The 13,166-nt window shown below is 34.0% G+C and carries 10 protein-coding genes and 1 pseudogene; 2 read left to right on the top strand and 9 right to left on the bottom strand.

The window, feature by feature from the left end; genetic code table 11:
• Positions 1–14 precede the first annotated feature (14 nt).
• The 9 genes and pseudogenes from BLV68_RS09665 to BLV68_RS09620 all read right to left on the bottom strand — a co-directional run bounded on the left by BLV68_RS09665 (position 15) and on the right by BLV68_RS09620 (position 11,666).
• Positions 15–761, bottom strand: coding sequence for a nucleoside phosphorylase (locus BLV68_RS09665; protein ID WP_093753342.1), 747 nt, complete (start codon positions 759–761; stop codon positions 15–17).
• Positions 762–775: 14 nt separating this feature from the next.
• Entirely contained in the window at positions 776–2,068 is a 1,293-nt protein-coding gene (locus BLV68_RS09660) for a dihydrolipoyl dehydrogenase family protein (RefSeq protein ID WP_093753264.1), read from the bottom strand.
• On the bottom strand, positions 2,061–2,993 hold the full coding sequence (locus BLV68_RS09655; RefSeq protein ID WP_093753262.1) for an ABC transporter permease: 933 nt from the start codon (positions 2,991–2,993) through the stop codon (positions 2,061–2,063). The genes BLV68_RS09660 and BLV68_RS09655 overlap by 8 nt, the downstream gene beginning before the upstream one ends.
• The gene (locus BLV68_RS09650) at positions 2,986–4,059 is read right to left on the bottom strand and encodes an ABC transporter permease (RefSeq protein ID WP_093753260.1); all 1,074 of its coding nucleotides are present in this window, start codon (positions 4,057–4,059) and stop codon (positions 2,986–2,988) included. The genes BLV68_RS09655 and BLV68_RS09650 overlap by 8 nt, the downstream gene beginning before the upstream one ends.
• A gap of 18 nt (positions 4,060–4,077) precedes the next feature.
• Positions 4,078–5,601 (bottom strand): ABC transporter ATP-binding protein, encoded by a 1,524-nt coding sequence (locus BLV68_RS09645; RefSeq protein WP_093753258.1) that lies wholly within the window; start codon positions 5,599–5,601, stop codon positions 4,078–4,080.
• Positions 5,602–5,653: 52 nt separating this feature from the next.
• Positions 5,654–6,694 carry a BMP family lipoprotein gene (locus tag BLV68_RS09640; RefSeq protein ID WP_093753256.1) on the bottom strand — a complete coding sequence of 347 codons (1,041 nt, stop codon included), beginning with the start codon at positions 6,692–6,694 and terminating at the stop codon, positions 5,654–5,656.
• Positions 6,695–6,777: 83 nt separating this feature from the next.
• Positions 6,778–7,461 (bottom strand): Crp/Fnr family transcriptional regulator, encoded by a 684-nt coding sequence (locus BLV68_RS09635; protein WP_093753254.1) that lies wholly within the window; start codon positions 7,459–7,461, stop codon positions 6,778–6,780.
• Between the two features lie 323 nt (positions 7,462–7,784).
• Positions 7,785–10,066, bottom strand: a pseudogene (locus BLV68_RS16415) (bifunctional dihydroorotate dehydrogenase B NAD binding subunit/NADPH-dependent glutamate synthase).
• A gap of 238 nt (positions 10,067–10,304) precedes the next feature.
• On the bottom strand, positions 10,305–11,666 hold the full coding sequence (locus tag BLV68_RS09620) for an MATE family efflux transporter (protein ID WP_093753248.1): 1,362 nt from the start codon (positions 11,664–11,666) through the stop codon (positions 10,305–10,307).
• A 226-nt stretch (positions 11,667–11,892) separates the two neighbouring features.
• On the opposite strand from BLV68_RS09620, the gene BLV68_RS09615 reads away from it, so the two are divergent.
• Both BLV68_RS09615 and BLV68_RS09610 read left to right on the top strand, forming a co-directional pair.
• A complete protein-coding gene (locus BLV68_RS09615) occupies positions 11,893–12,393 on the top strand; it encodes a hemerythrin domain-containing protein (RefSeq protein ID WP_159428671.1) in 501 nt (166 codons plus the stop codon).
• 158 nt (positions 12,394–12,551) lie between these two features.
• Positions 12,552–13,160: a superoxide dismutase gene (locus tag BLV68_RS09610; RefSeq protein WP_093753244.1), complete on the top strand. Its 609-nt coding sequence runs from the start codon at positions 12,552–12,554 to the stop codon at positions 13,158–13,160.
• Positions 13,161–13,166 lie beyond the last annotated feature (6 nt).

Below are 13,166 nucleotides of genomic sequence, written 5' to 3'. Positions count from 1 at the left end.
CAACTTAGAAAAAATTAGCCTTTAAGGCTAATTTTTTCTAATCTAAATATTGACTCTAATGCTAGCATTATTTCACGTTTCTCTCCTTCTATAGTGCTAGCTTCTTTATTTACATAACCTTCAATTCCACTTTTTACATCATCATCAAACTCTACTACAGTATTCAATATGCTTGCTGCCTTAACTGCCCTTAACTGAGCTAAGGTAAAAACTATAGCTGTTTCCATATCTGAAGATAGTATATTTTTCTTATTCCAATAATCCACTATCTCCTTTTCATTGTCAATATAAAAAGAATCATGGCTTCTTGTAAGTCCACTATGATATGGAAAACTTAACTCCTTACAAGTATCTATAATCACTTTTGTCAACTCTAAATCTGCAACAGCAGGATAGCTTGCCTCAACATACATTCTTGAAGTTCCATCTTCTCTAACAGCTGCAGTCGATATGACTAAATCCCCAAGTTTAATATAAGGCTGTACAGCACCTCCACTGCCTATTCTAATGAAGTATTTTCCACCGCAAGCTATTAGCTCCTCCATACATATAGCAGCAGAAGGAGCTCCTATACCCGTTGATGTAGCAGTTATATCTACTCCCTTATAGCTTCCTCTAATAGTTCTAAACTCTCTATTATAAGCTAACTCCTCATAAGAATCTAAAAAATTAGCAAGTCTCAAAATCCTACCAGGATCTCCTGCAAGTATAATATATTTAGATACATCTCCTGGTCTTAATAATATATGTGGTTGTTGCATGCTATCACCTTCCATCATTGAATATTCAGTACTGCTTCCAGAATTCCTTCCATCAAGGTAGGATGGATAATTAAATTCCTTTTTATATCATCTATTGTAAGGTTTCTATTAAATAAAGGGCTGAGCAGACCTATGTATTCTGACACCAAGTTCCCTACCATCCATATTCCCAATATATTCTTCCTTTCGTCTACGATTACCTTGATAAAACCTTCTTCTATACCCCTTGCCCAGCCTCTCCAGGTTTCCTTTAAATTACAGTATCCAACTTTATACTTAACTCCCTTTAATTCCTCTTCTTGTTTGCCTATACCTGCTATTTCAGGCAAGGTAAATACCGCTCTAGGAAGGTATTCGTACTTTATACTTATATCTCTTTTACTCAGTATATATTCTGCTACCTGTAGCCCTTGATTTATGGCTACATTTCCTAATCCTATAATTCCATTTATGTCTCCAATTGCAAAAATATTATCTTCTTTAGTATTAAAATTCTTATCTACAAGAACCTTGTCTTTATCTAAACCTATATTTAGCTTTTCAATACCTTTTGGAAAATTAGGTTTCCTAAAAAAGGTAACCAATGTCTTCTCACCATTTATTACAGAACCATCTTCCAAAACCACTTTCACTTTCCCCTCTTCAATATAGGCCTTATTTGCTGCTCTTCCCTTTATTATCTTAACTCCTTTTTCTAATAGTTTTTTTTCTATAGGTTCTACTAAATCATCATCATAACCCAACAAAAGTTTATCTTCTTTTTCAACAAGTACTACCTCTATCCCTAGTTCTCTATAAAGAAATGCAAATTCTATTCCTTCCACATTTCCACCAAGTATAATTATACTCTTAGGAATGTTCTTTAAAGTTATGGCTTCCTTATGAGTAATTATCATCTCTCCATCAATGGTTATACCGTCAATACTAGCTGGTTCCGTTCCCGTAGCAATTATTATATATTCGCCTTTCAAGACCTTTTCCCCTACTATTACATTATGAGAATCTATAAATTCACCTTCACCATAATAGACATCCGCACCTAAAAATGAAATATTCTTTTCAATCATTCTACTCAGTTCAACCAAATCATCTTCCCAACCATCAAGTAGTTTATCAACATCTCCTGAATTCTCTTTAAAATAATCAAGTACTCTTTTAACAGGCAAAGCTCCCCATCTAAGTGCCACACCACCTAAACAATCCCTTTCTATTAGTGCTATAGTCTTACCACCTTTAATTAGAGCCTTAGCAGCATAAATACCTGCTACTCCTCCACCTAGTATAATTACATCATATTCCCTATTCATTGTATGACTCTCCTTCTAAAACCTTTTTCTTTTTCCTAAGATGGTTTTTAGCTACTATAAATAGTACTATTATGGTTCCTAAATAAGGTATCATCTGTGTAAACTGAGATGGTATACCTACTACCTGTAGTCTTATACCTAAAGCATCAAAGAATCCAAACATAAACGCTGCAATTAAAGTTTTTACAGGATGTGCTCTTCCAAATATAATAGCTGCCATAGCTATAAACCCTCTATTGGCACTCATATTCTCTGTAAATAAAGTCAAATATCCTAGGGATAAGTGAACTCCTGCAAATCCACAGAAAATTCCACAAAGTATAGAACTTAAGTACTTCATCTTTCTTGGATTAATCCCCGCAGTTTCTAAAGCTTCAGGAAATTCTCCTGATGCCCTTAACCATATTCCGTGAGGCGTTTTATATAAATACATATATACCAATACAACTAGTATCCAACTTACGTACACAAAGACAGTATGGTTGTTAAATATGGTATCTAAAATTGGAATACCTCCTAGAAAACTTAAATTGGATCTAGGAAGTGGTACTATATCTGGTGAAGAAAATGCTCCTTTAACTCCAAATATACTTCTAAGTAAAAATACTGTTAAACCTCCTGCAAGCATATTTATAGCAATGCCTATTATGAATTCATCAGATTTCAAATCTATTACAAAATAGGCAAATAAAAGGCCTATAAGCACTCCAACACCTACTGCTAAAAGAACTCCAGCTAAAGATGAGCCAAAAAAGTAGCTACCGACAACTCCAAAAAAGGCTCCAAGTAAAATCATACCCTCCATACCAATATTCAATATCCCCGCATGTTGGGTCAACAAACCTCCTAATGACGCCAATATTAAGGGAGTAGCTGTCCTTATCGTATGTTGGAGCAATGTAAGATTTATTATTTCCTTAAACATTCTCCTCACCTGCCTTTTTTCTTTTTCCTCTATTTGCAAAATAACTTTGAATCTTAGCTTTAAATCCAGCTTCTCCTGCTATAAATAGTATGATTATAGATTGTATAACAGAAATTAGTTCTGATGGAATTCCCGTTGCATTTTCCATAGAAATAGAACCAGTTTTCAAAGCTCCAAAGAATATGGACATCAAAACTACTCCAATAGGATTGTTCTTAATTATCAGAGCAATTAACATACCATCCCAAGCATACCCTGGTGATATATGCTGTAAGAATCTATAGTGAACACCTAATACTTCAAAGGCTCCTGCTATTCCACATAGGGCGCCAGATACTACCATGGCAAATATCATTCTTTTCTTTACATTGATTCCACCATATTTGGAAAAATTCACATTCTGCCCTACCATTTTAATTTCATATCCTATGGATGTTCTCTCTAAAAGATAGTACATTATGATTCCAATTACAATAACATGAAAGATACTAGTATTCAATGTTGATAGTCTAACTAATCGAGATAATTGATAAGTGTCTGCTATAACCTCAGTAGCACCTAGCTTACCTACTTCTGAAGCAAAGGGATAGTTTACTAAATACCCAGTTAATAGAACCGCAACCGTATTTAGCATTATGGTTACAATCACTTCATCTATATTATATTTAACCTTCAATATGGCAGGAAGTAACGCATAAATTCCTCCAGTTATAGCACTAATTAAAATAGCAAAAGGTATGCCTATTATACTTGGTAAATTCACAAAGGTAATACCTACAAGGGCTGCACCAAAAGCTCCCAAATATAGCTGTCCTTCTCCTCCAATGTTAAAAATACCACTTCTAAAAGATATACTTGTAGCAAAACCTGTCAGAATTAAAGGCACCGTTTTAGCTAAAGTCGTTGCTATATTATACTTTGAACCAAAAGCACCATTGATCAGTGATATATAGCCTACTATAGGATGTCTGCCATTAGCCATCATTATAAATGCTCCAATTACGAGAGAAGCTAATATTGATAGAAATAATGAAATTAGATACTCTGTATTTTTCTTATTCTTCATATCATATACCTCCTTACCCTAGAGCCTTCTTTTCCCAGTCATATATAAGCCTATTTCATTCTTCGTTATTTCATCCCTTAAAAATTCCCCTGTAATCTCACCCTCATAAAGGGTAATTATCCTGTCAGATAATCTGAAAATCTCATCTAAATCTGCAGAAACTAACAGTATTGCAGCACCTTCATTTCTCTTATTAATAATTTCCTTATGAATGAACTCGATAGCACCTATATCCACTCCTCTGGTAGGTTGAGCTATTATAAGTATTTCAGAATCAAAAGAGAATTCCCTTGCAATAACCATCTTTTGCATATTCCCACCAGAAAGATTATCTGCTATCACATCTTGGGATGGAGTCCTTATGTCGTATTCTTTGATTAACCTATCTGCCCTCTCCCTGATTTTTTTCCTATTTAAGTGGATTCCCTTTATAGCATAGGGTTCCTTCCTGTGAAAACCTAAAATCATATTTTCAGTTAGAGTAGCTTCCCTTGAAAGACCTGTTGATAATCTATCTTCAGGTATATGGGATATACCAAGTTCTCTTATTTCCAGCGGCTGCTTATTTATAGCTTCAACTCCGTTTACCAAAATTGAACCTTCTTCAGCCAACCTTAAACCCGTCAATACTTCTAATAACTCTGATTGGCCATTGCCCTCTACTCCAGCTATACCTAAAATCTCTCCAGAATGAAGATTAAAGCTTACACCTTTTAAGGCTATAAGTCCTCTGTTGTCCCTAGCTTTAATATTTTTAACCTTTAGTACTTCCTTCTTAGATATGTTTTTTCTCATTAGGTCTTCAAACAAAACTTCCCTACCTACCATCATTTCTGCTAATATCTGCTCATTAGCATTTTTGGTTTCTAAAGTTCCTACCATCCTTCCTTGTCTCATGACACTTACCCTATTAGAGAGATCTAATACCTCTTGAAGCTTATGAGTTATTATGATTACAGTTTTACCTAGTTTGTCTACCAAACTTCTAATAACTTTAAACAACTCCTCTGTCTCCTGGGGAGTCAAAACTGCTGTTGGCTCATCTAATATGATTATATCTGCACCCTTGTTCAATACCTTTAAAATCTCAATACGCTGTTGAATCCCAACAGAAAGGGATTCTACCTTTGCATGGGGATCAACTTTGAGTCCATATTCCTCTGATAGTTTTTCAGCTATTTTAACTGCTTTATGATAATCTGTAAAAACCTTATTTTTTCTAGGCTCAACTCCTAATACTATATTTTCTGCCACCGTAAAGGAAGGCACCAACATGAAATGCTGATGAACCATGCCTATACCTAGATTTATAGCATCCAATGGAGTTTTTATTTTTACAGGTTCTCCATTAATATATATTTCACCATAAGTTGGCTGATATAGTCCATACAATATCTTCATCAATGTTGATTTTCCAGCTCCGTTTTCTCCAACAATTGCATGAATCTCGCCCTTTTCTATATCAAGGCTTACATTGTCATTTGCTAGTACTCCTGGAAACTGTTTAGAAATATTTCTCAACTCTATTAGCTTTTCAGCCACTTCTATCACCTCTTTCAAACCGAAAATTATGGAAAAATAGAGAAGTAGAAATCTACTTCTCTTCTTCCTTTGCAGTTGGTACTTCTATTTCTCCTTTTATAATCTTTGCTTTTATTTCCTCTATTTTTGCCTTCATCTCTTCTGTTGCAAATTGAGGCATATCCTCAGTGCCAAATCCTAGCCCTACACCATCCTTGTCTAGTCCATAGAATATGACTTTACCTTTTTCTATTTGGTCATTTTGGATAGCAATTATAGTATCGTATATGGATTGTCCTACTTTTTTAATCATGCTTGCAACTATGTGGTCAGGATTTATATAGCGTTGATCGGCATCTACACCTATAGCATATTTCCCTAATTCTTCAGCAGCTTCAAATACTCCCTCACCGGTTTTACCAGCTGCATGGAATACTATATCTGCTCCACCTGCATAAAGAGCTGTTGCAGCTTCCTTACCCTTAGCTGGGTCTTCAAAGTCTCCTGCATATATTACCCTTACATCTATTTCTGGATCTATATACTTAGCTCCTGCTTCATATCCAACATAGAAATTCCTTATAACTGGTATATCGAGCCCGCCAACCATACCTATTATTTTTTCTTCATCAATACCTTCTATAGATGTCTCAGTAGTTAGCATTGCAGCCAAAGCACCAGCTAAGAATGAGCCTTCATTTTCCATATAGCTGATAGTTATTAGATTATCAATTCCTTCAATTGCATTGTCTACATAGATATAATGTACATCTGGAAACTCAGATGGTATTTTTTGTGACAAGTCAAAGAATTCATGCCCTACTATCGCTACTATATCCGCATATTCTGATGCTTGTACTAATTGATCGCTATAAAGTGATGGGTCATTTCTACATTCATATACCTTATACTCTATACCTAACTCTTCTTTAGCCATTTCTACCCCTTCATAAGCTGAATCATAGAAGGAACGATCTCCTAGCCCACCAGCTAACACTAAGCCAACCTTTAGATTTGACCCTTCATCAACTGGTGTTTCTTCACTGGTACATCCAGTTAAAAGTACTGCAAAGACAAAAACTAAAGCCAAAATCAGCGCAATTCCTCTTTTCATATTTGTTTCCCCCTTACATTTTATTATTTAATATTCTGCATAAAACAGATTTTTATATAAAGTTTAAAACATTATAAACTAAGCTATTCTTCTCTACTCATCCTCTCCTCTTCTTTTAATCCTTCAATATCTGTAATTAATATAGAGTTATTTGAAACTTCTATAAGCTCTTTTTCTTTTAAATACTGCAAAACCCTATTAATACTTCTTGAAGTTACAGCAAACTGCTCACTTAACTGCTCTTTATTTATTTTCACTTCTAAAGAATAACCTTTATCATTGGAATCTACTTCATATAATAGATAATTACAGATTCTATATTTTAGAGAATACAAGGTATTTTCCCCTGCTAATTTTGACAATTTATAAAAGCTATCACATAAGGTTTTTGTAATATATAAGGAGAAATGTAGGTCGGAACTTATCCATTGTAAAAAATAATCTCGCTTTATCCTTATTGTTTTAGTATCAGTTAAAGCTTCTACGCAGCATATATAAGGCTTCCTATCAAATATTTCTAGTTCTCCAAAATAATTGCCCTTTTTATATATGGATTGTGAGTACTTTCTACCATTTTCTGCAGTTCTACATATATTCACATAACCATCAATTATTATATAAAAATAATCATAGATTACATCCTGATGACAGATTACCTCTCCCTTTTTATAATCCTTTCTTTCCCATCTCTTCAGGATATCATAAGGACAATTCATTAACATATCCTTTATAGAAGCATCGGACTCAATAATCTCTATAATATCCATTAGTTGTCCTCCTCTTTATTATACTCGAATAAAACGATTTCATTAAGGACATTCGTCTTAATAATAAATTATTTTACCAGATAATATGCAATTTAAATTCAAAATTTAAGAAATATGTCCCACTGCTCACTATGATTATTATATACATTTCAATTTCTATAATTATATCACATAATAAACAACTTTCACTATCCTAATACCACAAATCCATCAGAAAGGGACTTTCGAATAATAATGATATTTAATTATTTTGCAAAAAAACAGCATGGTCATTCAACCATGCTGTTTTTGCTGACTATATGCCAACAGTTAAAACTGTTTCTTTAAGCCTCAGCTTTTTCACCATACTTTTCTTTTATATATTTATCGATGCCTTTAGCTGCTTTTTTACCTGCTCCCATTGCAAGTATTACAGTTGCAGAGCCAGTTACAACATCACCACCAGCGAAAACTCCCTCTCTTGAGGTTTGTCCATTTTCATCAACTACAATACATTTTTTATTATTTATATCTAATCCAGATGTAGTTGCAGGAATAAGTGGATTTGGTGATGTACCTAAAGCCATTATGACAGTATCGACTTCAATTTCGAATTCGGATCCTATAATAGGTACTGGTCTTCTTCTACCCGATTCATCAGGTTCGCCTAGTTCCATCCTTTGACATCTGATGCTTTTTACCCATCCATCTTCATTTCCAATAATTTCAATAGGATTAGTTAAGAACTCAAATTTAATTCCTTCTTCTTTAGCATGGTGAACTTCTTCTACCCTAGCTGGTAATTCTTTTTCTGTTCTTCTATAAACTATCCAAACTTCTGCACCAAGTCTAAGTGCAGTTCTTGCAGCATCCATAGCAACATTTCCACCACCAATAACCGCTACTCTGCTGCCAACCTTAATTGGAGTATCATAATCTTCTCTAAAAGCTTTCATTAGATTATTTCTAGTTAGGAATTCATTAGCAGAAAATACTCCATTTAGATTTTCTCCAGCTATTCCCATAAACTTAGGGAGTCCTGCTCCTGAACCTATAAAGACAGCATGGAATCCCTCTTCGTTTAAAAGGGAATCAATGGTAACAGTTCTACCCACTATTACATTAGTCTCGATTTTTACTCCTAATTTCTTTAAATTCTCAATTTCTGGTTTTACTACCGTTTCTTTTGGAAGTCTAAATTCTGGAATCCCATATACTAATACTCCACCTGGCTCATGTAAAGCCTCAAATATGGTTACATCGTAGCCTTCCTTTGCCAAATCTCCAGCACATGTAATTCCTGCAGGCCCTGAACCTACAACTGCTACTTTAAATCCATTCTTTTCCTTAGTCTTTGCTAGATTGATGTTATGCTGCCTTGCCCAATCAGCGGCAAATCTTTCAAGTTTTCCTATGGAGACTGGTTCTCCCTTGATTCCTAGAACACATACTTTCTCACATTGTTCTTCCTGAGGACAAACCCTTCCACAAACTGCAGGCAAAGCTGTTTGTTCTGCAAGTACATGAGCAGCCTCTTCAAATTCACCTTCTGCAATATGTTTAATAAATCTGGGTATATGGATATTTACTGGACAATTGCCTACACAAGGATGATGTTTGCAATTCAAACATCTTTTTGCTTCAGCCATCGCTTCTTCTTCCGTATATCCTAAACAAACTTCATCAAAGTTTGTAATTCTTTCCTTCGGATCTTGTACTGAAATAGGAACTCTTTTAAATCTATCCATTAATTAGCACCTCCATGTTGGCATGTGCAGGTTTTTTCTTCACCGCGTTTTGCCAATTCTAATTCTTCTTCCCTATATTGGGCTAATCTCTTTAATGCTTCATCGAAATCTACAAGGTGTCCATCAAATTCTGGTCCATCTACACATGCAAATTTAGTTTCATTGCCAACGGTTACTCTACAAGCACCGCACATTCCCGTTCCATCTACCATAATTGGATTTAAACTAACGATAGTCTTAATTCCTAGTTTTTTTGTTAACAAACATACAAATTTCATCATTATCATCGGCCCAATGGCCACTACCAAATCGTATTCTTTACCTTGATTAACAATAAGCTCTTCCATAAGCCCTGTTACCATGCCATTGAATCCATAACTACCATCATCTGTGGCAATGTATACGTTTGCCGCTACCTCTCTCATTTCATCTTCAAGAATAATCAATTCTTTGGTCTTGGCACCAATTATAACATCTACGCCAATTCCATGCTCATGGAACCATCTAGCTTGAGGATATACAGGAGCTGCTCCAACTCCACCAGCTACAAATAAAACCCTTTGTTTTTTTACTTCTTCAATGTCTGCATTAACATAATCTGAGGGTCTTCCAAGGGGACCTACAAAATCTTTTAGGTAATCACCTTCATTAAGAGCTGCAATTTTCTTTGTAGAACTACCCATAGCTTGAATTACTATGTTTACAGTTCCTTTCTCTTTATCATAGTTACAGATAGTTAAAGGTATTCTTTCTCCAGCTTCATCAACTATAACTATGACGAATTGACCTGGTTGAGCAGAATTTGCAACCCTTGGAGCTAAAATGTCCATTGAAACAATGTTAGGGGCAAGATCTTTTTTCTCAACAATTTTATACAATAGAAACTCCTCCCTCACTATATTTTATCATAATTAATTATACATCATTTAGGGTAAATGTAAAAGTTTAGTTAATTATATGACTACCACATAATACATACCTATGAAATATTGAAATCATCTATCTGAAGTTAGAAAAGAGTCAATAGATTGAATTGTCATATAATTAACGATTTCTCCACAATTACTATAACACAAAGGAATTAGGAATTCAACTCATTGTGGAAATTTATATTTACTACATGTCTTTAATAACGTTGGTTACCCATTTCTTCGATATTAGCCTTGGCAAAGCAAACAGTGCTTTAACTATTTCTTCCGAATAGACTAATGGGGTCACAAGATATACTGGTAATTTAAATACGATGGCCCCCAAGAAAGCTAAAGGTACTCCTACTAACCAAACGGAGCCCATCTCCAATAACATGGAGAATTTGGTATCTCCTCCACCTCTGAGAACACCTACAATCACAGTTCCATTAAAAACTTTGATTGTGAAAAATAGTGCTAAAATATTTAGTAACTTTTTTGAAGTAGTATATAGCTGAGGAGTTAAATTTCTAAATAGACTTAAAATTATATCAGAGGTTAAATATAGGCCCGTTGCCAAAACTAGTCCAAGTGCCACCGATATTTTTAAAAATCGATTAGCATATTCAATAGCCATTTCCTCTTCATTAGCACCAATCTTATTGCCTACCATTACTGTGCATGCATTTCCCACCCCTCTAGTTATAACCATAAATATATTTTGAACAGTATTGAGAATCTGAACTGCAGCAGCTGCTTCCGTACCTATTTTTGCATAAGCTATAGAATACAATACTGTACCTAAAGACCACAATGCTTCGTTTACTATTACTGGATATGCAGTCTTTGCATATTTTTGAATGAAATTTTTGTTCCAATTGGTCAACTCTTTAATATTGGCAGCTAATGGACTGGAGCTGGAGTAAATAGTGTATAAAATAAGGCCTAATTCAACTACTCTGGCTATTAAAGTCCCATAAGCAGCCCCTTTTACCCCCAGCCGTGGAAAACCAAACTTACCAAATATAAGTAGGTAATTGAATATCCCATTGATTATGAAAGAAACTATGCTTACAACCATAGGCATTTTAGCATCTCCAATGCTCCTTGAAGCAACAGCATAGGAAAAACTGATTCCCGTTATAATATAACTAAAGGCAACTATTATTAAATAGTCGACCCCTAACTTGATGACTTCTGGATCCTCGCTAAATATGGTCATAATCCCTTCAGGTGTTATTAATGCTGCTAAAGTAAAAAATAAACCAATCACACTTGTAATGGTTAGGCATAAACCTAGTATTTTCTTGATATTCTTATAATCTTGCCTACCCCAAAACTGGGCTACAAATACTGCTGAACCAGTTGCAACTCCAAAAATAGTAACACTATAAAAGAAGAAAACTTGATTGGCAAGACCCACAGCTGCAAGACTTGCTTGCCCTAAGCTAGTAATCATAAGGGTGTCTAACATGTTCACTGATGAAGCTATCAAATTCTGCAAGGTAATAGGTAATGCTATATTAATCATTGATTTGATAAAATTCTTATCCTTCCAAATCTTACTCATATTACACCTCCGTTTTTGCTACAATCCTTTTATCCATTTTATAAGTTCATCCTTTTCTAAGTACCAACACACTATTAAGTTTTAAATCTTATTTAACAAGTATCAAGACTCTTAGCTTATTTTAAAGAGAATAATAGTTAATGTCAACTATATTTTGATTTAGGTCAAAGATTTTAATATTTATTTATGTTAAAATGTAAATACTAAAACATATGGAGGCATGGCTATGGAAAATAAAATAAATGGATGGAAAAATCAATCGACAACTAAAATAATAAATAGCTTAACTGATAATTACCATGAGTATTTTAGAAATATAATGAAGGAATTAACAACATTAACTACTACAATACTAAGAGTTCATGGCAGAACTCATAGAGAGTTATCCAAAGTCCACAGATTTTTTAGTATTATACAAATAAACTTAATCCAAAGGATGATTAAAGAAAAGGGTAATATATTCCCATTAATTAAGATATACGATAAAAGACCAAGACAAGATTTATTAGAAGAAATCTTAAAAGAAAAAGAATTACTGGAATCAGAAGAAGATAATATTAAAGAGCTATTTAATAAATTAAGTAAAGTAACTAACGGTTATTGTCCCCCAGAAGATGGATGTGCTACTTATAACAGGACTTATGAGAATCTAAAAGAATTAGAATCTAAAGTATTAGAGTATTTGAAAATAGAAAATGAAATATTATATCCAAGATTGGAAAAATAGCTAAAAAAGCGTAAAATTATACAATCCCTTCCCTATGGAAAGGGATTTTTTCCATATAATTGATAATATTTTTTATTTGATAATGTTTATCATTTGCTGAAATGGGAATAAATAATATAAAAATAACAACTAATAATATAGATAAAGGAGAGAAAAATATGGTTTTCAAATTACCAGAATTAAAATATTCTTATAATGCTTTAGAACCTCATATCGACGCATTAACAATGGAAACACATCATTCAAAACATCACAAAGCATATGTGGATAATTTAAACAAAGCTTTAGAAGGTCATGCTAAATCCCAAGAAATGGATATAGAAGAAATATTAAAATCCTTAACTGAACTACCAGAGGAAATAAGAACTGCTGTAAGGAATAATGGTGGTGGACATTATAATCACACATTATTCTGGGAGTTTATGTCCCCTGATGGTGGCGGAAAGCCCGAAGGAGAATTAGCAAATAAAATCGATGAAGACTTAGGTGGATTTGACAAGTTTAAAGAAGATTTCAAAAAAGCAGCCTTAGATCAATTTGGCAGTGGTTGGGCCTGGCTAGTTCTAAATAATGGTAGGATAGAAATAGTTTCCACCCCAAATCAAGACAATCCAATTTCACAAGGAAAAATTCCAATACTGGGCATCGACGTATGGGAACATGCTTATTATCTAAAATATAAGAATTTAAGGGGAGACTATGTTGACGCTTGGTGGAATGTGGTTAACTGGAAAAAGGTAGAAGAAATATTTAATAAAGTAAAATAATCAAAT

It is taken from the genome of Tepidimicrobium xylanilyticum (genome assembly GCF_900106765.1).
Classification (GTDB): domain Bacteria; phylum Bacillota; class Clostridia; order Tissierellales; family Tepidimicrobiaceae; genus Tepidimicrobium; species Tepidimicrobium xylanilyticum.
This window is presented reverse-complemented; position numbering and strand designations above follow the sequence as displayed.